Below are 22,812 nucleotides of genomic sequence, written 5' to 3'. Positions count from 1 at the left end.
CGTCAGCTATAGCTGTACAGGCTTTTTTTGTTGTACCCTAAGTGTAATGGCTGCTGACTTTAGAATGAGAAAACCGGAGATCATGTATAGAATTGATGCGATGTAGAATAGACTTCCGATCGTTAAAAAATCGATCAGATACCCTGTTAACATGACCGCGATCGCTCCCCATACACTTGTCCAAAGGTGATAGCTTCCTATCTTTTTCCCTGCTTGCCCACCATTCGACTGCCTAGCCAAAACGGTTTTTTCCGACGTTTTTTGTATTGCACCTAGTATACCCATTACAATTTGGACGAGATAAAGAGCAGTTACTGTTTCAATGATCGGTATAACCAACATGATTCCAGCCATACCCCATGTATGTACCAGAATGAAGGTGCGGTCACCTAATTGATCTGAAAGTCTTCCAATTATAGGATGAACCAGTGCTCCAGTCAGTGCAAAAAGTCCGTATGCTAAACCAAACTGCGAGTAGCTGTCACCGATATTACGAATGAGAAGCAGATAGAAGGGAAATACCATCGAGCTTGCTGTCATTAAAAGACTTTGTGCTGTTACGAATGTACGATAATTCATTGTGCATACACCTCATAAAAAAGATTTTTGAACCGCTCATCAGGATCGAGCTCCCGCTTTTTCTGAAAGAACTCATCGATACGGGGATATGCTTGTTTTAGTTGTTTCTTTGTCGGATATGAATAATAAGGTAAGTAATAGCTTCCATCGTGATCTATCGTTACGTCAATCATCTTCTGAATGATTTTCTCTGTTTTTCTTATCTCTTTTTCAGAACGGCCTTGATTGATCAATAGCACAAGAGCAAACATATCATCCTTCGCATAAGACAACACGGCATCCTCATCATGCTCGACGTACCGAATCGTAATATTTAATAGGTTCAGATCTTCTTTTTCTAACACCTTTCTTAGATCGTCAATATAAGAAGCAAACTCATCAACAGGTACAAAATATTCTTGCAATACTTCTGTTCGATTGGCGTTTTCATATTCCATGAACGTACTATCTGATCTCATTACATTATTTCTTGATTGGTAGCTGCCATTGCTATTTTGAAAGTGTTTCTTTTGAGTCTCCCAAAATACATCTTTTCCCCAATCACTATAACGAGACATGCCTAACATGAACTTTGGAAGTGCCACTTTTTCTTCTTCATTTAACTTTGAATATCTAGTTAACTTTTTTTGGTCATCTGCAAATACATAGTCCGTTACATACATTTCTTTTAAAAAGGTCTTAGGTGCTACAGATAAGCGAGCAAGGTGCATCTTAACCTTCTCATCGTTCTGAACGTTATTCTTAAAATGCTCTTCGTATGCTTTGTAATTCATGGTGGATATGCGTTGTTCATACAGCTCATCTTCAGCCAATTGCAGTGTGACATCGAGTATGATTCCAAAAAGACCGTAGCCGCCTATTACATATGAAAAATATTCACTGTTCTCATCACGACTAACAGAAATGATCTCACCATCTGGTTTTAACAAGCGAAAAGAATCCACCGTATCGATCAGAGAACCATATCTGATATCCCTTCCATGAACGTTAACACTAAGAGCGCCACCAACAGTAAATATATTTTGTGACTGCATAACTTGAATGGAAAGTCCGTATGGATTAATCTTCTTCTGAATATCAGCCCACGTCACACCACTTTGAACCGTTATCGTTTTTTCTTTTGGGTTAAAGTCCAGGATCTTGTTATAACTTTTCATATCAAGCAGCGTTCCATTTGGATAGACCGTATGCCCACCCTGACTATGTTGCATCCCAGCGATTGAGATCGTCTTTTCTTTTCTCACCCAATTCTGCAGCTCCTCCGTAGATTGCGTGCTCTTGACCTCTTTCATCTTTGTAGGCAAAAGCTTTCCCGCGTCCTCTATGACCACTGTTTTCTGTTGATGTGAATGGATGGAGGTACTCGTGTAAAATGCAATACCATATAATGAAAGCCCAATCAAAAGATATTTCCCTTTCATTCTCTCACCCCTACATTTAAAAGTGTAATTTTACACATTTATTATAAAATGATACCCGTTAATTTATCAATACATTTTTACTTTTATAAACAGAATTTAGACGCTTCTTCCTCTTAAAAATGGTGTTTCGTACAAGCACTCTTTCTAGCATTTCATATAGTAATAGTGGGGGTGATACGATTGGGTAAAAAAAGAAAAGAACTATTAGAAGCATTGAATTCTCTAGGTGAGAACGGCACAGAGACTGAGGCTGAAGTGACTGCTGAAAACGGTGCTGAAGCTGGTACTGTTGAAGCTTTACGTTCTCTTTTAGGTGATGGTCTAAAGCGTAAGAAGTCTAAGAAAGCTCCTGCTGTAAAGTCTAAAAAATCTTCTAAGAAATCCAAGAAATCTAATGGAAATGATTCCGGCGGAAATCCTGGTGAAATTCCTGGTGGAACTGCTCCTGACAGCTGTTGGGAATAATCTCATAAATATAAAAAAAGCTCCCATACGTAAGGGAGCTTTTTCATGATTTAATTTTATTAGCTCAAAACTTTTGTTGGAGAATCTTGTTTTAGATATGAAAGTGTTGCAGCTCCTAATAAACTGGCTGCAATCAATAAAGCATCCTCGTTGATCTTGAATTTTGGGTGATGATGTGGAAAGACCTCTTCCCAAGAATCATCTAGCGCCCCAGTGAAGAAGAAGGTGCCTGGAACTCTTTCCAAATAATAAGAATAATCTTCTCCACCCATTTGCGGTTCAATTTCTTCAAGTTCGATAACTCCTGGAACTTTTCTTGCTACATCTACAACAAACTCTGTGTCGTCTTTGTGGTTTACAACGGCTGGATATCCACGTTTAAATACATACTCATAGGAGGCATCTGATGCCAGACACGTACCTTTTGCAATGCGGTCGATCTCTTGCTCGATGGCAACTCGTACTTCTTCCTTAAATGTGCGAACCGTTCCTGTTAGCTTTGCTGTATCTGCGATAACGTTGAACGCATTCTTCGCTTCAAACGCACCTACCGATACGACAGCTGCATCTAGTGGATTAACTCTGCGGCTCACGATCTGCTGAAGGTTTGAAACAAGCTGGGCTCCAATTACAATGCTGTCTTTTGTTTTATGAGGCTGTGCACCGTGTCCCCCTTTTCCTTGAACTTTTATCGTGAACGAATCGGCTGCAGCCATAACTGGACCTGTTCGAAAACCGATTGTTCCAGTTGGCATCGTTGCCCAAAGATGTGTTCCATAGATCACATCCACGCCATCTAGGCAACCGTCTTCAATCATGGCAATCGCTCCACCAGGGGCGAGCTCCTCAGCGTGCTGATGGATAAATACGATCGTCCCTTCCACTTCTTCCTTAAGCTCTGTTAGAACTTTTGCGAGTACGAGTAGCGATGCTGTGTGACCGTCATGCCCACACGCATGCATAACACCAGGCACTTTCGATTTGTATGGAGAAGCATTTTCTTCCTGAATCGGAAGTGCATCAAAATCTGCTCGGAGTGCCACTGTTTTACCAGGCTTTCCACCTTTTAACTTCGCAACAACACCTCGACCACCTACCCCAGTTCGCACCTCTAAACCTAATGCCTCATGATACGATGCAATAAAGGCTGGTGTTTCAACTTCTTCAAATGAAAGTTCTGGATTTTGGTGAAGATGTCTGCGTATCTCCACCATTTCATCTTGATAGTTTGCCAGACGGCTAAATAATTGTTCCATTCCTGTTCACTCCTCTTATCATCTACATTTTTATATATTCGCCAGGTCCTAGCGGAAGTCCTAGCACGTACCAGACAGTAAATAATAGACACCAAAAAATCGTATAAGCGATCGTGTAAGGCAGTAAGGAGGATATTAAAGTCCCCATCCCCATACTCTTATCAAACTTTTTCGCAAAAGTTAGTAAAATAGCAAAATAGGCAAGCATCGGAGTGATCGTGTTCGTTATCGAGTCACCGATCCGATAGGCCATCTGTGTAAATGCAGGACTATAATCTAAAGCCATGAACATCGGAACGAATACTGGTCCTAATATAGCCCATTTAGCCGAAGAACTAGCGATGAGTAAGTTTACTAGCGCTGTAAAAAGAATGAACGCGATCAATAATGGAAGTCCTGTAAATCCTGATTCTTTTAAGAAGTCAGCTCCCGTAATTGCAATGATCGACCCTAAGTTACTCCAACTAAAATAAGCGATCATCTGGGCCGCAATAAAAGCAAGCACGATATAGTAGCCCATACCGCTCATCGCTTTTGTTAAATGTTCAGCTACGTCTTTATCATTTTTTAAGACTTTAGATCCGAATCCATAAGCCATGGCTGGAATCATAAAGAAAAGAAGCATGATCGGAACCAAAGAGTCCATAAAAGGAGAATCGATAAGTTCACCTGTTTTTGCATGGCGCAACATAGCGCCTTTTGGAACGGTCACAAGTAGAATGATAGTTGTATAGATAAAAAGAGAAATTGTTGCCCATTTCAAGCCCCTTTTCTCTTCAGAAGTTAGAGCTTGTTTCTTCACTTCAAGATCTTCAGGAACTTGGTATTCCCCGAGACGTGGTTCCACGATCTTTGTCGTGACCCAAACGGCTACTGGTAACAACACAAAGGTGGAAGCAAGCATGAAGTAGTAATTCATAGCAGGGTTTGCTGTATACGTTTTATCTTGAAGGTGAGCGGCAGATTCTGTGAAACCAGCAAGCATCACATCAAGCATACTAATGATGATATTTGCACTAAATCCGCCCGCGACTGCTGCATATGCCGCTGCAAGACCTGCAATCGGATGACGACCAAGAGTAAGAAATACCATGGCTGCTACAGGAGGAAGTACGATTAAAGCAGCATCAGCAGCTGCGTTACCAACGATTCCAATGAAAATGATAATCGGTAAGATGAGTGCTTTCGGTGACGCTAATACAACTCTTCGCATAAAAGCTGAAATCAATCCTGTTGATTCAGCTAGACCTACTCCAAGCATAACAACAAGCACGAGACCGAGCGGTGGGAAGTTCACAAAGTTACTGACAAGTTCACTCAGCATCCTTATGATTCCTTCTTCGTTTAATAGATTGACTGCTGTAATTTCTTCATTATTAGCCGGATTCACGGCACTCCAACCAGCTACTCCTGCTATGAGTGAACCTAGTAAGATAACGGCCGTGATGATGACAAACAAAGTAAGAACATCCGGTAATTTATTTCCGTTCTTCTCTACCCAGTCCAACGCTTTATAAAAAATATTTTTGTTACCTGGATCTGGTGAATTTGGTGAAGGTACTGCTTTCAATGCTGAACGCGCCATGGATATCCTCCCTTTGTTTATGAATTTTCAGAAAAATTTAAATTTCTTCACATTCTACCGTCTCTACCATTCGGTTTCAAGGGGGCATTTAGAACGCTACTTTATTACTAGATGGTAGACTGGATGCGCAATTAGAGGAATGTAAGGGTTTTCCTTTGCGGAATATTCTTTCATTTCTAAATTTACCTCTTGCCATTCTTTCGCTATAATAAATACATTATTTGCTTAGAGAACCCATCTTCAGATAAAGATAAGGGAGAGAACACATGGATCTTTTATTAAAAGAAAGTCTGAAAGCAAGCTACAACGAGCAAGCTGATTCGCGTGATCAATCAGAGATTAAGAGTTGGAAGTTTGACGAACTAAATGCCTTTGTTGCGGCTCTTACATCTAGTCCAAAAAAACACCAACATACCGTTCTTGATCTTGGAGCTGGATCAGGTCAGCACGGAAAATATTTATCTCAACATGACTTGGATGTGACGTGTATCGATCTCTCTCCTAACATGGTAGAAACGTGCCGTGCAAAAGGTTTAAAAGCAGAAGTAATGGATTATTACAAACTACTTTTTGATGCTGAATCTTTTGATGCCGTATGGGCGATGAATACGCTGCTTCACGTTCCAAAGGTAAGCCTGCCTGCTGTTCTTAAAAACATTCATACCGTATTATCAGAGGATGGTTTATTCTACATGGGCGTTTACGGCGGTAAAGATTCTGAGGGAGTGTGGCAAGAAGATTCATATATTCCAAAGCGATTCTTCTCCTTTTATACCGATGAAGATTTACTTGATGTGGTAGCACCTCTATTCGAGGTACAAGATTTCCACGTTGTTACAGAAGCTGGACGAGGTATAGGTATGAACTTTCAATCCTTGCTTTTACGTAAGAAGGCGATCGTAGACTAATTACAGCTAAACTTATAAATCGGTTTTAAAAAAAGCTCCTCTGCTTGAGGGGCTCTTAAATTTCTCGCATATATCGAATAGACAAGTGTTTTCCGCTTCCTTCACTCCTCTTTTCAGATTGTTTGACAAACCCTTTTGCTTCGTAAAAAGGGATGGCTTTTTCGTTACCTTTTTGCGCGGATAGCCATTGTTCTTTAATACCTAATTTTTTCTGATATTCTGTGTAATAGGTTAATAGTTTTGACCCAATTCCTCTGTTTCTCTTGTTCGGATTCATGTAGAACACAAAGATTTCACCTATTTCTTTACCAATCGTTCCTCCGCCGATCGCACCTACTACTTCTCCATTTTCTTTTGCTACGAAATAGCCGTGCCAGTTCTCGCTGAACTCTGTCACTTCGTTTTCAATTCTGTTCTCGTTATAATACTCTTCAATCACTCTGTTCACATAAGCTTCATCTTCTAAGTAACCGTATGTAGCGCGCCATCCTTCTGAGCAAACTCTCGCTATTCCTTTCACTTCATCTCTGCCAGCTTTCATGAGAGTTAACTCATCTAAATTCGTTAATTTCTTCATTTTTTCACCCTTCTTTTTTTCCTTGAATTACCCCATTATAGCCTATTTTTTGGTAAAATAGAGATATACCTTTTAGTTAGTCAGGTCCTCGTTTTGAATGAGAAAGGCGGATGATTATTTGACAAATTTGATTACAAAAAATGAACATGTTTTTGACATGCTTGATTCTCTTTTACGAGATGAGGGCGCGTTCTGGAACTCTTTTTATGAAGACAGAAATAAGAAGATTCCTTTTTTTGTTGACGCACCTGATGAAAATCTTGTGAACTATATTGAACGTGGTTTGCTTAAGCCTGGCCGTGTGTTAGAACTTGGATGTGGTCCTGGTCGAAATGCAATCTTTTTAGCGCAGCTTGGATTTGAAGTAGATGCGGTTGACCTCTCTAGCGAAGGGCTGAAATGGGCTCGTGAACGCGCTAAAGAAAAAGGTGTCGATGTGAAATTTATTCAAGGAAGTATCTTTGAGATGGACCTACCTCACATGGAATATGATCTTATTTATGATTCTGGGTGTTTCCATCACGTACCTCCTCATCGCCGTGTGAGTTATCTAAACCTTTTAAACAAGTGTTTAAAAGATGGCGGGCATTTCGCGATTACGTGCTTTGATGCTGTCGGCATGGGGTTAGATATTCCTGATATGGACGTGTACAAAGACCGTTCGATGCAAGGCGGATTAGGTTATACGTTTGAACGGATGCGGGAAGTTTTCTCTGATTTTAAAGAGGTTGAATTACGAAAGATGGAAGAAATCTCACAACCTGCTGATACTTTCGGCCTGCCATTCTTAAATGCTGGTTTGTTTCGAAAATAAATACAAACACTTGGAGTCTCATCTCCAAGTGTTTTTTGATGGCTTAAGATATGTGTGAAGATTGCTTGTGAGTCGTTTATGGACCCTAATTTTCACTTTATGGGCCTTTAAATCTATTATTAGGCCTTCAAATAATTTTATAGGCCTTCAAAATCATTTATAGGCTTTTCGACAAAGCACACACAATACAACTACATAAACGAGCGGTCCAACACAACAAAATCCCGCCACTCTTCAGGCAGCATCTCCACGTACTTTCTTGTTAGAAAACGGTCATCGACTAAAACGAGTGTACCTCGATCCTCTTCTGACCGAATCACACGTCCACCTGCCTGCAGTACTTTATTCATTCCAGGATACACGTATGCGAAATCGTAACCATTCTTGCCTGCTCGCTGAAAGTAATCTTTCATCGTATCGCGTTCTAACCCTACTTGAGGCAAACCAACACCAATGATGACAGCACCGGTCAGCTTATCTCCTTTTAGATCAATTCCTTCAGAAAAGATGCCGCCCATGACCGCTAGCCCAACAAGAGAGTTCTCACCTACAGATTCATAATGAGCTAAAAAGGTTTCCCGCTCTTCTTCTTTCATAGCAGGATGCTGAACGATAAGGGAAAAGGCTTGATCTTCTTCTAACATTCGTTCATAGATATCTGTCATATAGCGATAAGATGGAAAGAAAACAAGATAGTTTCCGGGTCTGTTTGCGACCAAGTCTTTGATCATACCCACAATCGGATCTATTGTTTTCTCCCGGTCTCTAAAACGCGTAGACAAGGGCTGAACAAACACATCTAGCTGTTCTTTTTCATAAGGAGAAGGCATCCGGATGGTGTAATCGTCTTCCTCTCCTCCAAGCATCTCGCGAAAGTAAGAAAGCGGTGAGAGTGTTGCTGAAAAATAAATACGTGAGCCATATTTTTTACCTGTTTGTAAAAGAAGTTGAGAAGGATCCATACAGAACAGACGCACTTTGACTTCACTTTTAAACGTGGAGATGAAGGTTACGAAACGTTCATCATAAAACTGTGAAATCTTTACCCATTGCAGCGCTTCAAAAAAAGTCTCTAATAGTTGTTCGCTGCTATCACCACTTGCTAATAGCTGCTCTGCCTGTATTAAGAAAGCTTCTAGACTCTCAAGTAGTTTTTCCTGCAATTCAATGACAGCAACATCTTTATCTTCATGTTCTTTTTTTATCAAAAGAAGTTCCTGGTTAACGGCTTTTGCCGTATTCCAAACCCCATCATGCTTCCCCTTAAAATCACGTGCGAGTTGTAAGAATGAAGATTTCAGTATCTCTGCTGAATACATGCCGCGTGCTCTGTCTACAAGATTATGCACTTCATCCATAAGAAGAACCGTACGCTTCTTTTGCTCTTCAAATAATCGTTTGAACGAGACTCTCGGATCGAAGACATAATTGTAATCACAGATTACACTGTCTGATGCATAAGCAAGATCTACAGAGAACTCGAACGGACAAACTTTGTGCTTTTGAGCGTATTGCGAGATGACTTCCCGATCCATCACCGTCTCATTTTTCAAGATATCAAGAACCGCTCCATTTATTCTGTCAAAATATCCATCGGCAAACTCACAATACGATGGGTCACAACGCGTCTCTTCTTTAAAACAGACTTTGTCTTTAGCCGTGATGGTCGTGCTTTGTAGAAACAAGCCGTTTTCTTTCATCAACAAAAGTGCTTCTTCTGCATTCTTTCGGTTCAGTGTTTTGGCTGTTAAATAAAAAATCTTTTCTGCCTTCTCTTCACCTATCGCTTTGACGGCTGGAAACAGAGTGGAGATGGTTTTCCCTGTCCCTGTCGGTGCGTTTGCAAACAACGTCTTCTTATCCACGATCGTTTTATAGATAGCACCAGCAAAGTTACGCTGGCCATTGCGATAGGACGGGAACGGAAAAGTAAGGTCTCGTATACTGATATTCCTTTTTTGCTGATTCGATAGACGGAGCTCGGCAAAAGGTGCATACGTCTTTATAAGTTGAAGCATGAAATCCTCAAGCTCTGTAAATGTAACTTCTTTCTGAAATTTCTTCTGCTCGCCAGAATCAACATGAACATATGTAAGCTGTACCGTAACTCTATCTATATCTTCTTTTTCCATGTATATATAAGCATAGACTTTCGCTTGAGCCCAATGGACAAGATATGTTTCGTCTGTTATCTCACTCAAGTTTCGCGCAGTGGATTTGATCTCATCGATCGTAACGGTATCATTGCGTAAAAGAAGACCATCACATCGACCTTCTATCCAATATTCAAGATTCTCGTAGGGGTAGCTCGTTTGGAGAAATACTTCTGCGAAATCACTCTCTTCATACGTTTTTTGTATCGTTTGATGAGCCTTCGTTCCTTCTACTAAGGATGAGGTGGACTTGAAGCCAGAATCGATACTCCCCGAACGGTAGGCATATTCAACTAGGGACCGAACAGAGATTTTAACAGCATCCATCATGTTTCACCTACCCTTCTTTCTCAATCTTCTATGTAAGAATTGTAGCACAACAGCTTTTCAGAAATAGAGGTTTCATGATACAAAAAAACAGCCCCCTTACTCAGAGGACTGCCTCACTACAGCATCATCATTTAGATCTGCCGTACAGCTTTGACATTTTACGGCTCTCAACGGAATCGTAGATAAACAATATTTGCATTCTTTTGTATCCGGTGCCTTTACTTCCTCTTTCTTTTTAAGACGGTTAATCTGTTTCACTACTAAGAAGATGACTAACGCTATGATAAAAAAGTTGATCAACGTGTTAATAAATAATCCATAATTAAGTGTCGCTGCTCCCGCCTTTTGGGCATCTGCTAAGGTGGCATAGTCGCCTTTGCCTAAATTTATGTAAAGATTGCTGAAATCCACTTTACCTAATAATAATCCAATCGGAGGCATGATCACATCTTCAACGAGTGAAGTGACGATTTTACTGAAAGCTGCTCCGATAATTACACCGATGGCAAGATCAATCACATTGCCACGCATAATAAATGTTTTGAATTCTTTCCACATGTACCTTAATTCCCTTCTGTATGACTAGTATATGTATAACCATACAGCATCTACTTTCAAACGTCATCCGATATCAATTCACATCATTTTTTTTCAGTTTCACAGTTAGAATATCTTTTACATCTGTACAAACATCTGCTTCATACGTCAGTTGAATAAGTGCAACACTGTCAATCGTTGCATGAAAAGGCTCTAAGTTTCTTGTAGAATAATCAAACGCCTTCACTAATTCTTCCTGCGTTAGATCCATTACGAGCGTGCAATGAGGCACCCAGTGAGCAGGAATGTATAAAGACTGTTGGTTTATATCGTTCTTAAACTGTTCATGATAACGCTGATGAAAATCTGTAAGCACGCTGTTTTTAGTCGGCGCTGCATATAATGTTCCGCTGTTTAAGAATATCGCTAGAGATGGAAAGAAAAGTGGCACAGCAGCGATATCGTTAAAGTAGTCTTTAAACGTTTTTTTGAACGACTCAATATCTACCTCGGGATGTGTGCCAAGAGTTACATGAGGACGCATACCATGACCCTTGATTCCCTCTTTTTCAAGTCCATTCCTTAGATCGTCTATCTTCTGTTCAGTTTCACTGTTTAAATAAGCAATTACACCGTACATGTTATCAGCTCCAAATTATCTAAGTTTGTTTAGTGTAATTATACAGCAAACCACATTTTGGTAAATGCATTTCTCCTGAAAATAAGGCTTCCGCTCTTGTCCCGAAAAAATGGGCTAATTCCGCCCAAACCTTTAACTTGTACCTCTAATATTCTGTCATTGTAAAGAAGGAGGTGGGTTAAATGGGATATCAGTCTTACGGAAATAGCTTTGCTCTAATCGTAGTTCTATTTATCTTGTTAATCATCGTTGGGTGCTGTTGGTGCGGTGGTTACGGTGGCGGACACGGCTGGTGCTAATCAGTTCATTTCCTGAGTGGAAATCGTTCTGATGCATCAGATGTGATCAATTGCGTTAAAACCTTTTGCTTAACAACCCCTCGTATGAAAACAGATAGAGAGAACCTAGAGAGAGAAAAATAGAGAGAGAAAAGACCTGCGCTCTTCTGAGTGCAGGTCTTTATATGTTTGGATACAAGAGAACTTTCGCCCTATTGTAACTACTACTTTAGTTTTCTAGTATAACTATAAACACATATTACAAATTACTAACATTAAATTAATATTTTTCCATTATTGTTAACGGGTATACCTTGCTAAAAATTTGAATGCTTATAGGAGGAAAAGATGAAAAACCATTGGAAGAAGCTGTTCCCCACCGTCCTTGCCCTGAGTTTGATGAGCCCTACATTATCACCAGGCAGTGCAATTGCTTTAGGTGAGTTTGATCTCGATTCTGAGATTATCCAAACCCCTATTAATGAGTATCGAGCAGATATCGCCCCTGGTGTACAAGAGAAACACTATAACTTTCTGAATAAGGAAGGTAAAAAGATTGAGAGTTTTGTAGTAGATGTGGATGTACATAATTCTAACGTTTCTATTGAAGCTGGAACTCCAAACGATGAAAATGGATTTGGTTTACAGCCCGTAAGATCACAAGCAAATGCAGCTAGTGAAGAAAACCACCAAGTAGTAGCCGCCGTAAATGCTGATTTTTATAACATGGCAACGGGTGAACCTCATGGTGTGGTTTATAAAGACGGGCGCGCGATAAAAGGAACAAGCGGACGAACATGGAACTTTTTTGGAATAAAGAAAGATGGCACCGCAGTAATCGGTAATCCTTCAGAATACGAGTCCATTAAAGCAGATCTTCAAGAAGCTCTCGGTGGTAACGCGATCCTCGTCAGAAACAGTCAAATCTATCAAACTCCTCAAACCGGTCAGGATAAAGAGCCTCGAACAGCAGTTGGGATCAAGGAGGATGGTGATGTTTTCTTTGTCGTCATCGACGGCAGACAAGAACCTTATTCAGCAGGAATATCGATGAAAGATTTAGCTCAAATCATGATTGATCATGGTGCTGTTCACGCTCTAAATCTTGATGGAGGTGGTTCTTCTACTTTTACCACTCGCAAGCTCGGTGAAGATATATTAGAAGTAGACAATCAACCATCGGATAGAAATGAAAGAAGTGTTGCGAACTCGTGGCTCATCGTTACAAAAGAACCTTCTGATCAAGTATTTCATACCGCTCACATCGAACCGTACGACAAGTCGTTCACCCCTGGCTCAACCATAAATTTTCATGCAAAAGGATTGGACAAGTCTAAAGCTTCGGCGCCACTTCCAAGTTCCGGTTTAACGTGGGAAGTATCTGATTCCTCTTATGGGACGATTGATCATAACGGAATATTCGTATCTAATGGAAAATCCGGTCAGTTTCATATTCTTTTAAAACATAATGGTACTGAAGTCGGTAAAAGTATCATTGAGATTGAAACACCCGATGAAATGTATTTTGCTTCTCCTGAATTGACAGTTGCTAAGACCAGCCAAGCAGAGATCAACCTAATTACCTTGTTTCAAAAAAGAGATGTGAAATGGAGTATGCAAGATATCACATTTAATATCCCAGATGGTATGGGAACAATAGATGAAAATGGGATTCTTCATACAGGAGATCAAAACGTAAAAGGTACAATCACGGCACGGTTAAATGGAACGCCTCTTGAAGCACAGATAAAAGTATCGGTTGGACAGCTTCCAACAGTACTTCATAATTTTGAGGAGTCATTGGCCGGCTGGAAAACCTCCACTGCAGGTCGTGGCGAAAAAGGAACACTAACACTTTCTGAATATCCAGACCCAGTCCGTTTTGACAACCAGTCTCTTAAACTTGATTTTGATTTTTCAAATGCGCAAACAGGAACAACGCTCGGTGTTTATGCTGGACCTGGAGCACATACTCCTATCGAAGGTAATCCTTCAAGTATAGGCATGTGGGTGTACGGAACACCTGAAGCACAAGGATATTGGCTAAGAATGCTAATTGTGGATGGTAACGGGAAGAATCAGACGATCAATCTTACAGCTGAAAGTCCAGGAATTGACTGGACAGGCTGGAAATACATTGAGGCAGAAATTCCATCATCGTTTACAGGTCCGTTCAAGTTATCAGGATCACAAACCATTCGCCTGATGTCTACAAAATCTGGGATTACTGGACCTATGACAAAAGGATCTATCTATGTTGATAACATACGAGCCGTATACGGCGAAAAGGTAGATGACCTCTTCCCTCCCGTCATTCAATCCGTTAGTACGGAAGACAAAAGCTTTACAACAGATGAAGTAAACATCACTGCAAAAGTGAACGAGTATGAAGAAGATCTCTTTAAAACAGGAATTGATTGGGACAAAATCCGTATCCTTGTAGATGGGAAGAATTATGCAGATGCAGAAGGACATTTTTCTTATGATATGGACGGATCTGTTTCGTTAAGTGGTTATCGTTGGGCCGATGGAACACATAAAGTGACATTGATCGTTCCTGACAAGTTCGGAAATCAAGCTGTTCATACGAGCTATTTTTCAGTGAATACTGGATCAGCAAAAGTTGAACTTGTTAAGGCACAGGAAGAAGCCTTTTTAGGTGATGTCTTTAAACTTGCAGTTAAAATGACACATACGGATGAAATTAGTTCTGCTGCTATTCGGATGCAGCTTGATAAAGAATATCCGGTTAAAGATGTATTGTTTTCAGAAGCTTTTCAGTCGAGTACTTCAAACTACGATTCAGAAACCGGTATCTTAACTCTTAACCTAATCAACAACGGTGAGACATCTGTAACGGCAGATCCCGCAACGATCCGGTTAGAGGTTCCTGCATCCACAAAGGAAGGCAGTGAAATGAAGTATGAGTTGTTAGAAGGAAGTATGGTTTTTAGCCAGCCGCAAGCGGAGAACTTTATTCCCACGTTTTCCATGAAACCCGTTCGTGTACCAGTAAATGCAGCAATCAGCTTGACGCATGAACCTATTCTAATAGGAAAACCAACAGAGCTTTCTGTAAAAGATTTTAAAAACGATGCCGTTGTAGATGCTGAATTGTTTGCACATATTGATGGTGAGACAGATCCTGTCCTATTAGGAAAAACGGATTTCAACGGAACTTTGTCGGTGGATTACTTTACAGATGAAGTAAAGAAAATTGCACTGTATGCAGTTAAGGATGGTAAGTATTCATTTAAGATCAACACACAAACATACCCTGCCCTTGCTGCTGAAACAGAGTTTAAGAATATCATCTCGAATCCAACAGGCAACCCGTATAAAACGAAAGGCTTTACTTGGATGTCGAGCCCTCTTAAAGATGATGAATCATCAGTTGTGCAATATGCAAAAAAGAAAGACTATGAGCAAAAAGGCATGTCTTCATTAAAGACGCAAACAGCAAGTGGAAATAACCAAGTATTTTCAGGAGAACTCGATATCAAGAAGAACGGTGTAGTTCGTATTAATGAAGTAGAGCTAAAAAAACTACAGCAAGACACGACTTATGTATACCGTGTTGGTGATGGCAATCATTGGTCAGAGTTCATGGAATTTACCACTTTAAAGAGAAAACAAAGCTTTGAATTTGCAGTACTAGGTGATACACAGTCACCATCCGACCTTACGCATTTCAATAAAATCCTTGGAGATCTCAACAAGAAAGATCTATCCTTTATGATTCATGTTGGTGATTTGATCGACGAATCTTCTAAATTTAAACAATGGGATGATTCGTTAGCAACGATGAGTCAGTATAGCAACATTCGAGCAACCGATTTAATTACTGCCTTAGGGAACCATGAGTACATGGGTGATGCAGACGGTTCGCTTGCAAAAGCCATCTTCAACTTACCAAAGAATGGACCTGATGCAGATAAGGGCGGAACCTATTCAGTGGATTACAACAACATGCATATCGCTGTTCTTGGATACACATCTGATGCTGACGTATTGGACCAACAGCTCAAGTGGTTGAGACAAGATATGATTGCTTCTGATAAACCATGGAAAATGCTTGTGACTCATAAACCACCGTATTACACGAACCCATTTGGCGGTAACGAAATTTTGAAGGAAAAGATTCCTCCTGTTGCAGACGAACTTGGCATCGACATTGTATTCTCGGGTCACGACCATTCATATGGCCGGACAAAGAAACTGAAAGCAGGACAAGAAGATACAAATGGAACAGTCTATGTTGTTGCTGGAACAACAGGAAACAAGCATTATGACGCTGTAGCAGATGAGAAATTTGAGTTTGTGAACATGGATAAAATAGCAGTTTCCATGCATGCAAAAGTAGATAAAGACTCTATTAGCTTTACGACAACTTCTTCTGCTGGAGAATTGATTGATGAATTTACGGTAGTCAACGAGGAGTATGAAGTGGAGTAAATAAGAAAAGCTGGATGAAAGTAGTCATTTGTTAACCTTTCATCCAGCTTCTTTTATAAAGAGTCGCAGATTTTTATGCTAATTCGTAGCCCAAAGCAAAACATACACTAAAAAAACATTGCAGGAGCCACTCTGCAATGTTCGTTTAACACTTGATGAATCAACTTCTTTTATTCTATAAATTAGTGACCTTCTTCAACAATAAATCCTTTTGTTCTTGTTCAACCTTTTTGTTCTTCTCCTTTCCCGCCACTTCATAAACAACAAGCTCTGGATTTTCTTTTAATAAAGTTGCTGTACTCACTTGACACTCGATCAAAAGATAAACAAGATCTTCTTTTATTTCTTGTTTTAAAATTTGTACGTCATCTGTTCCATGAAAGCTTACAGATGAACCGATGAGAACATATTCTCCGACTGTAGTGAAGTTTGTGCTATCTCTATTATTATCAGCATGTTGTTCTGCTCTTTTCTTTCGAATTACAGGTTGAGGTTGCAGCACATAAGTCAAGTCTTCCACCATAGCACTTGCCGTAGGAAGTTTTCCTGCTCCTGCTCCTTGAACCGTAACTTTTCCGGCAAGACTTGTATCGACCGTAATCGCATTCTGAACATCTTCCACACCATATAATGGATGATCTGCATCAACTAAGACAGGTTTTACAGATGATATGAATTGGTCGCGGTCACGGCGGATCCGCGCCAAATGCTTCACTTTATATCCCCAGTCTTTAAATACGGAAATTTGCTCACTCGTAACTTCTGTTATCCCTTTTCGTTCTACGTCCTCCCATTTTGGTGTCTCACCAAACGACAACTCGCTGAGAATCATTAACTTATAAAATGCATCATGACCTTCTATATCACTTGCTGGGTCAGCTTCTGCATAACCCAATTCTTGAGCAGATCTTAACACGTCATGAAACGGAAGACCTTTCTCCCTCATATTCGTTAAAATATAGTTGGATGTGCCATTAAGTATCGCTTCAACTGCATGAATCTCATTTACTTGAAGAAGCTGAGAGATGCTCCGAATGATTGGTGTTCCACCTGCTGTTGTCGCTTCATAACCAACATAACGACCTAGCGTTTCCGCTTTATCAAGCAATGATCTTCCGTGTTTTGCAAACATGACTTTATTTGCAGTAATGACATGACAGCCTTTATCAAGAGCACGGCTTAAGTAAGTAAAACCTGGCTCTTCTCCTACGATTGCTTCAAATACAACCTCTAATCCATCAATATTGAGTATCTCATCAAAGTCAGTAGTTATTAAAACATGCTCATCCACATCACGTTTTTTTGATCCATCCTTCACTAAGATCCCTTCGATCACTACCTCTTTACCGAGCACATTTTGAAGCTGTTCTCTATGTGTTTGTAATGCTTCATATACACCTTGGCCAACTGTGCCAAAACCTAGCAGTGCTGCTTTAATAGGTGCCATATTGCAGCCTCCCCTCCTGTCTCAATGCTTCTCTCACATGTGGTCCCCATTTATCAAATTCCACTAAGAATCCATCATGACCGAAATCTGTTTCTATCGAATAATAGGTTCCAAATCGAGTTTGTTTCACAAAATCTTCAATGACTTTTGGCGGATATAGAAGATCACCTTCATAGCCAAACGCATGAACTTCAGCTTGAATCTGTGATGCCGCCCGCTCCCATCCACCGAGCTTATCCCCGATATCAAAAGCGTTCATCGCGTATAGAAGAGAAACATAGCTTTCCACATCAAACCTCTTGATCAATTTTTCCCCTTGATACGTAAGATACGAATCTACTTGAAAGAATGGCTTACCTTCGTCGTCTTTTTCTTTAATCTCTCGATTGAACCTCTCATTAAATAGCTTAGGTTGCCGGTACGTTAATAGGCCCGCCATCCGTGCAATCTCCAAACCTACAAGTCTATCATCACTTTTATAGTTACCACTCTTATAGACAGGATCGCTCTCGATCGCGTGAAGGGCGAGTCTATTAAAAGCGACGCCATAATCACTTAAGAAAGGAGTTGCTGCAAAAATAAATACTTTTTCTAAAAAGTACGGAAACTGCACAGCCCATTCAAGTGCCTGCATACCGCCAAGTGATCCTCCCATAACAGCATGAAGCCTTGGAATTCCTAAGATACTAAGTGCCTGACGCTGCGCGCGAACCATGTCTCGTACCGTTACAAAAGGAAATGATTTCCCATAGTTTTCACCGGTTTGAGGATTCGTCTTTGCTGGACCAGTTGAACCGTTGCATCCTCCAAGTACGTTAAATGTGATTACTTGGAATTGATTTGTGTCAACATATTGATCAGGTCCCACTAATCCACGCCACCAACCTGGGTCTTCTTCTGAACCGTAAGCATACTGATTTCCAGTTAAGGCGTGGCAGAGTAAGATTACAGGACCTTTAGCGTTGCCTGTTTTCTCAAAAGCTAATTCCGCATTTGGAATTACTTTTCCTGATTCTAGAGCAAAATCACCGATCCTGATCTTCCCTATCTTTCTAGAAGTTTCAAGCAAGTTTTTGTAACTCACGGGCTTTCAGCTCTCTTCGCAATATTTTTCCGCTGATCTTTGTTTTGGGAAGCTCTTCTACGATTTCGATCTCACGAGGAGCCGCATGTGCAGCTAGTTCTCCTCGAACAAAGATTCGGATTTCATCCAAAAGCTCTTGACTCTCACTAAATCCATCTTTTAAAACGATGAAGGCTTTCACGATCTCTCCTCGAATAGGATCAGGCTTGCCAATTACTCCGGCTTCTGCCACTGCTTTGTGCTCGATCAGTTTGCTTTCCACTTCAAAAGGGCCGATTCGTTCTCCGGAAGAATTAATCATGTCATCTGAACGTCCTTGGAAAAAGATATAATCATCTTCGTCTTTTATAGCAAGATCACCTGATACGTACCACTCGCCCCAGCTAAAATACGAATCATATTTTTCAGGATTCTGCCAAACTTCCTTCATGATTGCTGGCCATGGTGCTTTGATTGCCAAATGACCTACAGCATAAGGTGGCAGTTCATTCCCATCTTCATCTAACACGGTTGCGATAATGCCAGGAAATGCTTTTCCCATGGAACCAGGTTTGATCGGCTCTGTCGGAAGGTTCACAATAAGTTGTGCACCGGTTTCCGTCATCCACCACGTATCATGAATTCTTTTTCCAAGCACGTTCTGTCCCCAATAGATCACTTCGGGATTCAATGGTTCGCCTACACTTAATAGATGGCGAAGCTTAGAGAGATCATAGTTTTGTGGAAGCTGATTTCCTTTTGCCATCAACATGCGAAAGGCTGTTGGAGCGCTATACCAAACCGTTACACCTGTTTTCTGTAAAGTCTCGTACCACGTTTCTGCTTTAAATCGTCCGCCGTGAACGACAATGGTAGCTCCGTTTAATAATGGAGCAAAAACGCCATACACCGTCCCTGTCACCCATCCCGGATGGGCCGTGCACCAATACACATCATCTTCTTGAATATCCAACACCCATCTGCCTGTAAGATATTGCTGCACCATCGCTCGATGAGCATGAATGATACCTTTTGGTTTTCCAGTAGAACCGGAAGTGTAGTGGATGTTCAGTCCATGTTCAGGGTCTACCCACTCAATCTGACTCTCAGTGCTTCCCACACTCTTCAACTCTTTTTGAAGCGAGATTTCGCCTTTTTCTCCTTCACCATCTGTTAAAAAGACCGTGTGAAGACTCGGGAGATCCTCTCTTGGTACACGCTGATACAACTCTTCATCTGTAATCAAGAACGTTCCTTCACAGTCACTAATACGGTCCCTTACCGCATCAGACATGAACGCTTCAAATAATGGACCGACGATTGCTCCTAGTTTGATAGCAGCTAACATCGCGATATGACAATGATGGTGTTTGGGTAAGAAGACAAAAACAAAGTCTCCGCTCTTCACACCATGTTTTTTTAACACTGCCGCCCACTGATCTGTCGTTTTCTTAAGCTCGTAATAGTTCATTTTAGTTTCTTGTGAATCGTCTATATAATGAAGAGCTGTTTTCTTACCTCTTCCTTCTTCAACATGACGATCTACACACTCATAAGCCATGTTCGTCTTACCATCACTTCGTCTATCGAACCTTTCGATAAAAGTATCCCATGAAAAGCTTGTAGCGCTCTGGTCTTCTGAAATATTATGTGTTCCTCTGACTGGATGAATGGTCGCTAGTTTTGTCATTGATGTTCACCTGCTGCTTTCTTTTCAACGTTTAATAAATGTAAGATGTGAGCTTTTTGTTTAGAGAGGTAACCGCCTCCTCGGGTTCTTGGTTTTTCTTTCTCTACCGTAATTTCACTGTACACTTCACCTGGCTGACCTTTTAAGATGAAAATTCGGTCACAGAGATAGAGTGCTTCATCAATATCGTGAGTCACTAGAATCATCGTTGTTTTCTTTTTTTGCCATATGGATAATAGAAGATCCTGAAGCTGCATTTTGGTAAAAGCATCTAACGCACTAAACGGTTCATCAAGTAACAGAATTTCAGGTTCTGTAATGAGTGCTCTTGCAATGGCTGTTCGTTGTGCCATCCCACCTGATAAGTCTTTCGGGTAATGGTTCTCAAAATCCGTTAAGCCTACTAGATCCAGATACGTTTTATATTTATTACTGTTTCTCTTTTCTTTTTCCAATCCGAATGAAATGTTCTTTCTTACCGACAACCAAGGCAGAAGGCGAGGTTCTTGAAACATCATACCGATTTGATCGTTCGATTCATTCTCTATTGAGATCGTACCTTCATAGTTGTGATCGAGCCCAGATAGCACACGAAGCAATGTGCTTTTCCCACAACCACTCGTGCCTAAAATCCCTATTATTTCTCCCTTCTTAACAGAAAGGTTAATGTTTTGAAATCCAGCTGTGTCTTGGTTAAATGTTCGTTTTAAAGAGTTTACTTTCAGCATTTGTTTCCCCTCCTTCTATCCTTGATTGGTCATACTGTCTTGCCATTTTAGTGAACGATGTTCGACCCATTTCAAAACGGCATCCGTTATTTTTCCTAAGACTGCAAATAGCAAGATGCTTGCAATTACCGTATCTGGTGAGTATGTGTTCTGACCTACCACGAGCAGATAGCCTAGTCCTTCACTTGCTCCCATAAGTTCTGCCGCTACTACGAACATCCACCCAAGTCCTAATCCGCTGCGCATACCTGTAATAAATGAAGGTAATGCAGCTGGCAATATAATGCGTTTTGTTAGCTGGTAAGGTGTGAGCTGATATATTCTTCCGACCTCAATAAGCTTACGATCCACACCTTGGATTCCTGCCACAATATTTAAATAGACAGGAAAGAATACACCTACTGCGATTAATGAAATCTTGGAAGGTTCTCCAATTCCCATCCAAAGGATAAAGAGCGGTACCCACGCGAGAGATGGGATAGATCGAATGGCTTGAAACAATGGGTCTAATAGTCTTTCTGCTGTTTTTGCATAACCTACGATTGCACCGATTACAACCGCCGCTCCCGTTCCAATTGCAAATCCTAAGAATACCCGCGTCAGGGTAATAGAGATATGACCGAACAGTGAACCATCTTGATACATACTGATTATTTTTTCTAAAATAATGGTTGGTGCTGGCAACAGATGTGCGGCGAGAAGTCCTGTTCTAGCGGCGATTTCCCAAACTACTAATAGAATGATTGGTAGGATCGAACCTATAAGAACGCATTTACCGATTTGAAAGATACCTCTAGATGATGAGAGCTTCTGAGGGGAAGCTCTCTGTGCTACTTTCCACTTATGTGTTTCAGAAATCATCGACACTTCCTCCTCTCTCTCCTTATTGGTTGATCACTTTTTCTGCAAATTTCGGATTGATCAATTTCTTTACAAGGTCTTCGATATTCGTATCTGTTTTGACAATCTCTTCTTTTTGGAGTACTTCGCCTGCAGCCGATATAGCTTTTTCATGCTGTGATCCTGGAACAGGTTCCTCGAAGTTGTTTCGTTGCAGTTGTTTTTTTGCGACATCTTCTTTAATCCCCGCTTCTTCTGATAAAAGTTTTGTTGCTTCCTCTGGATGTTCAATCGTCCATTTTCTTGCTTTTTCATAAAGTTCAATTACTTGTTCGACCTGCTTCGGATGGTTTTTAGCAAATTCAGAGCGTACGTTTAAAGTTCCATACGTATTAAAATCTGGATTACGATAAATGTACTTCGCACCGGATTCAACTTCTGTCCTTGCCATATGTGGATCTAACCCAGCCCAAGCATCCACTTGCCCTTTTAAAAGGGCATTCGCTCCATCCGCATGTTGCAGATTTACAATCTGTACATCCTTTGCAGACAGGCCAGCATCCGCAAGTGCACGGAGTAAAAAGATGTGTGGGTCCGTTCCAAACGTTGCTGCTACTTTTTTGCCTTTCAGATCTTTTACATCTTTAATCGGTGAACCGTCTGCCGCTACAAGTGCTGTCCATTCTGGCTGAGAATAGATGTAAATCGATTCAATCGGAGCACCTTTGTCTTTTGCGATCAGTGCTGCAGCACCAGCTGTTGATCCAAAATCAACGCTATCTGAATTCAAAAACTCAAGCGCTTTATTGCTTCCTTGACTTTGAATCCACTCTACTTCAATCCCATCTTTTTTAAATGCTTCTTCTGCCCATCCAAACTTTTTCAGTGCAAGACTTGTGGGAGAGTAAAACGCGTAATCGAGTCGGATCTTTTCTGGTTTCTCTCCCTCTTTTGCACTGCTAGAACAGCCTGATAACACCAAAGCGCCAGCTATGCTTAAAGCCAGTGTTGCTTTCTGCCAAATCTTCAACATGTGTTTCCCTCCA

19 protein-coding genes are annotated in these 22,812 nt (G+C 40.7%); 5 read left to right on the top strand and 14 right to left on the bottom strand.

The genetic code is table 11. From position 1 onward, the window contains the following. Window positions 1-6 precede the first annotated feature (6 nt). Window positions 7-579: an MFS transporter gene (locus ABE65_RS04560; RefSeq protein ID WP_066391816.1), complete on the bottom strand. Its 573-nt coding sequence runs from the start codon at window positions 577-579 to the stop codon at window positions 7-9. After that, window positions 576-2,000, bottom strand: a complete 1,425-nt coding sequence (locus ABE65_RS04555; protein ID WP_066391809.1) for an FAD-binding oxidoreductase — start codon at window positions 1,998-2,000, stop codon at window positions 576-578. Before ABE65_RS04555 ends, ABE65_RS04560 begins: the two co-directional genes overlap by 4 nt. A gap of 180 nt (window positions 2,001-2,180) precedes the next feature. Between ABE65_RS04555 and ABE65_RS04550 the strand changes: the two genes are divergently transcribed. Further along, complete coding sequence (locus ABE65_RS04550; protein WP_066391808.1) at window positions 2,181-2,465, top strand: hypothetical protein; 285 nt, start codon at window positions 2,181-2,183, stop codon at window positions 2,463-2,465. 59 nt (window positions 2,466-2,524) lie between these two features. Here ABE65_RS04550 and ABE65_RS04545 read toward each other — a convergent pair whose 3' ends face one another. Both ABE65_RS04545 and ABE65_RS04540 read right to left on the bottom strand, forming a co-directional pair. Further along, complete coding sequence (locus ABE65_RS04545) at window positions 2,525-3,721, bottom strand: M20 metallopeptidase family protein (protein ID WP_066391806.1); 1,197 nt, start codon at window positions 3,719-3,721, stop codon at window positions 2,525-2,527. A gap of 22 nt (window positions 3,722-3,743) precedes the next feature. Beyond that, window positions 3,744-5,306, bottom strand: a complete 1,563-nt coding sequence (locus tag ABE65_RS04540) for an AbgT family transporter (protein WP_066391804.1) — start codon at window positions 5,304-5,306, stop codon at window positions 3,744-3,746. Between the two features lie 266 nt (window positions 5,307-5,572). Between ABE65_RS04540 and ABE65_RS04535 the strand changes: the two genes are divergently transcribed. After that, a complete protein-coding gene (locus ABE65_RS04535; protein WP_066391801.1) occupies window positions 5,573-6,214 on the top strand; it encodes a class I SAM-dependent methyltransferase in 642 nt (213 codons plus the stop codon). Between the two features lie 55 nt (window positions 6,215-6,269). Here ABE65_RS04535 and ABE65_RS04530 read toward each other — a convergent pair whose 3' ends face one another. Beyond that, window positions 6,270-6,791 (bottom strand): GNAT family N-acetyltransferase, encoded by a 522-nt coding sequence (locus ABE65_RS04530; protein ID WP_082861290.1) that lies wholly within the window; start codon window positions 6,789-6,791, stop codon window positions 6,270-6,272. 118 nt (window positions 6,792-6,909) lie between these two features. Between ABE65_RS04530 and ABE65_RS04525 the strand changes: the two genes are divergently transcribed. After that, complete coding sequence (locus ABE65_RS04525) at window positions 6,910-7,605, top strand: class I SAM-dependent methyltransferase (protein WP_156499113.1); 696 nt, start codon at window positions 6,910-6,912, stop codon at window positions 7,603-7,605. A gap of 191 nt (window positions 7,606-7,796) precedes the next feature. On the opposite strand, the gene ABE65_RS04520 is transcribed toward ABE65_RS04525, so the two are convergent. The 3 genes from ABE65_RS04520 to ABE65_RS04510 form a co-directional block, all read right to left on the bottom strand. Then, window positions 7,797-10,088 (bottom strand): ATP-dependent DNA helicase, encoded by a 2,292-nt coding sequence (locus tag ABE65_RS04520; protein ID WP_066391793.1) that lies wholly within the window; start codon window positions 10,086-10,088, stop codon window positions 7,797-7,799. Between the two features lie 96 nt (window positions 10,089-10,184). Further along, window positions 10,185-10,646, bottom strand: coding sequence for a large conductance mechanosensitive channel protein MscL (gene mscL / locus ABE65_RS04515; RefSeq protein ID WP_066391786.1), 462 nt, complete (start codon window positions 10,644-10,646; stop codon window positions 10,185-10,187). A gap of 73 nt (window positions 10,647-10,719) precedes the next feature. Next, window positions 10,720-11,265 carry a 2'-5' RNA ligase family protein gene (locus ABE65_RS04510; protein ID WP_066391784.1) on the bottom strand — a complete coding sequence of 182 codons (546 nt, stop codon included), beginning with the start codon at window positions 11,263-11,265 and terminating at the stop codon, window positions 10,720-10,722. A gap of 182 nt (window positions 11,266-11,447) precedes the next feature. Between ABE65_RS04510 and ABE65_RS21430 the strand changes: the two genes are divergently transcribed. Next, window positions 11,448-11,564, top strand: coding sequence for a YjcZ family sporulation protein (locus ABE65_RS21430; protein ID WP_082861289.1), 117 nt, complete (start codon window positions 11,448-11,450; stop codon window positions 11,562-11,564). Between the two features lie 327 nt (window positions 11,565-11,891). Beyond that, window positions 11,892-15,998, top strand: coding sequence for a phosphodiester glycosidase family protein (locus ABE65_RS04505; RefSeq protein ID WP_066391782.1), 4,107 nt, complete (start codon window positions 11,892-11,894; stop codon window positions 15,996-15,998). A gap of 175 nt (window positions 15,999-16,173) precedes the next feature. On the opposite strand, the gene ABE65_RS04500 is transcribed toward ABE65_RS04505, so the two are convergent. The 6 genes from ABE65_RS04500 to ABE65_RS04475 are packed head-to-tail and all read right to left on the bottom strand — an operon-like array spanning window position 16,174 to window position 22,799. Then, window positions 16,174-17,445, bottom strand: coding sequence for a homoserine dehydrogenase (locus tag ABE65_RS04500; RefSeq protein WP_066391776.1), 1,272 nt, complete (start codon window positions 17,443-17,445; stop codon window positions 16,174-16,176). Then, window positions 17,432-18,529, bottom strand: a complete 1,098-nt coding sequence (metX, locus tag ABE65_RS04495; RefSeq protein ID WP_066391765.1) for a homoserine O-acetyltransferase MetX — start codon at window positions 18,527-18,529, stop codon at window positions 17,432-17,434. Before metX ends, ABE65_RS04500 begins: the two co-directional genes overlap by 14 nt. Next, a complete protein-coding gene (gene acsA, locus ABE65_RS04490; RefSeq protein WP_066391763.1) occupies window positions 18,507-20,198 on the bottom strand; it encodes an acetate--CoA ligase in 1,692 nt (563 codons plus the stop codon). The genes metX and acsA overlap by 23 nt, the downstream gene beginning before the upstream one ends. Continuing rightward, on the bottom strand, window positions 20,195-20,926 hold the full coding sequence (locus ABE65_RS04485) for an ABC transporter ATP-binding protein (protein ID WP_066391761.1): 732 nt from the start codon (window positions 20,924-20,926) through the stop codon (window positions 20,195-20,197). The genes acsA and ABE65_RS04485 overlap by 4 nt, the downstream gene beginning before the upstream one ends. Window positions 20,927-20,941: 15 nt before the next feature. Then, a complete protein-coding gene (locus tag ABE65_RS04480) occupies window positions 20,942-21,787 on the bottom strand; it encodes an ABC transporter permease (protein ID WP_066391759.1) in 846 nt (281 codons plus the stop codon). A gap of 22 nt (window positions 21,788-21,809) precedes the next feature. Beyond that, on the bottom strand, window positions 21,810-22,799 hold the full coding sequence (locus tag ABE65_RS04475; RefSeq protein ID WP_066391754.1) for an aliphatic sulfonate ABC transporter substrate-binding protein: 990 nt from the start codon (window positions 22,797-22,799) through the stop codon (window positions 21,810-21,812). Between the last annotated feature and the right edge of the window lie 13 nt (window positions 22,800-22,812).

The sequence above is a fragment of the Fictibacillus phosphorivorans genome (genome assembly GCF_001629705.1).
Classification (GTDB): Bacteria; Bacillota; Bacilli; order Bacillales; family Fictibacillaceae; genus Fictibacillus; species Fictibacillus phosphorivorans_A.
Note: the sequence above shows the minus strand (reverse complement) of the source record. Positions and strands in the feature narration are given on the sequence as shown.

Excerpts from the sequence above, each read along its gene's own strand:
- ABE65_RS04560 (WP_066391816.1), bottom strand. The coding sequence starts at position 579 with ATGAATTATCGTACATTCGTAACAGCACAAAGTCTTTTAATGACAGCA.
- ABE65_RS04555 (WP_066391809.1), bottom strand. The coding sequence starts at position 2,000 with ATGAAAGGGAAATATCTTTTGATTGGGCTTTCATTATATGGTATTGCA.
- ABE65_RS04545 (WP_066391806.1), bottom strand. The coding sequence starts at position 3,721 with ATGGAACAATTATTTAGCCGTCTGGCAAACTATCAAGATGAAATGGTG.
- ABE65_RS04540 (WP_066391804.1), bottom strand. The coding sequence starts at position 5,306 with ATGGCGCGTTCAGCATTGAAAGCAGTACCTTCACCAAATTCACCAGAT.
- ABE65_RS04535 (WP_066391801.1), top strand. The coding sequence starts at position 5,573 with ATGGATCTTTTATTAAAAGAAAGTCTGAAAGCAAGCTACAACGAGCAA.
- ABE65_RS04530 (WP_082861290.1), bottom strand. The coding sequence starts at position 6,791 with ATGAAGAAATTAACGAATTTAGATGAGTTAACTCTCATGAAAGCTGGC.
- ABE65_RS04520 (WP_066391793.1), bottom strand. The coding sequence starts at position 10,088 with ATGATGGATGCTGTTAAAATCTCTGTTCGGTCCCTAGTTGAATATGCC.
- mscL (WP_066391786.1), bottom strand. The coding sequence starts at position 10,646 with ATGTGGAAAGAATTCAAAACATTTATTATGCGTGGCAATGTGATTGAT.
- ABE65_RS04510 (WP_066391784.1), bottom strand. The coding sequence starts at position 11,265 with ATGTACGGTGTAATTGCTTATTTAAACAGTGAAACTGAACAGAAGATA.
- ABE65_RS21430 (WP_082861289.1), top strand. The coding sequence starts at position 11,448 with ATGGGATATCAGTCTTACGGAAATAGCTTTGCTCTAATCGTAGTTCTA.
- ABE65_RS04505 (WP_066391782.1), top strand. The coding sequence starts at position 11,892 with ATGAAAAACCATTGGAAGAAGCTGTTCCCCACCGTCCTTGCCCTGAGT.
- ABE65_RS04500 (WP_066391776.1), bottom strand. The coding sequence starts at position 17,445 with ATGGCACCTATTAAAGCAGCACTGCTAGGTTTTGGCACAGTTGGCCAA.
- acsA (WP_066391763.1), bottom strand. The coding sequence starts at position 20,198 with ATGACAAAACTAGCGACCATTCATCCAGTCAGAGGAACACATAATATT.
- ABE65_RS04485 (WP_066391761.1), bottom strand. The coding sequence starts at position 20,926 with ATGCTGAAAGTAAACTCTTTAAAACGAACATTTAACCAAGACACAGCT.
- ABE65_RS04480 (WP_066391759.1), bottom strand. The coding sequence starts at position 21,787 with ATGATTTCTGAAACACATAAGTGGAAAGTAGCACAGAGAGCTTCCCCT.
- ABE65_RS04475 (WP_066391754.1), bottom strand. The coding sequence starts at position 22,799 with ATGTTGAAGATTTGGCAGAAAGCAACACTGGCTTTAAGCATAGCTGGC.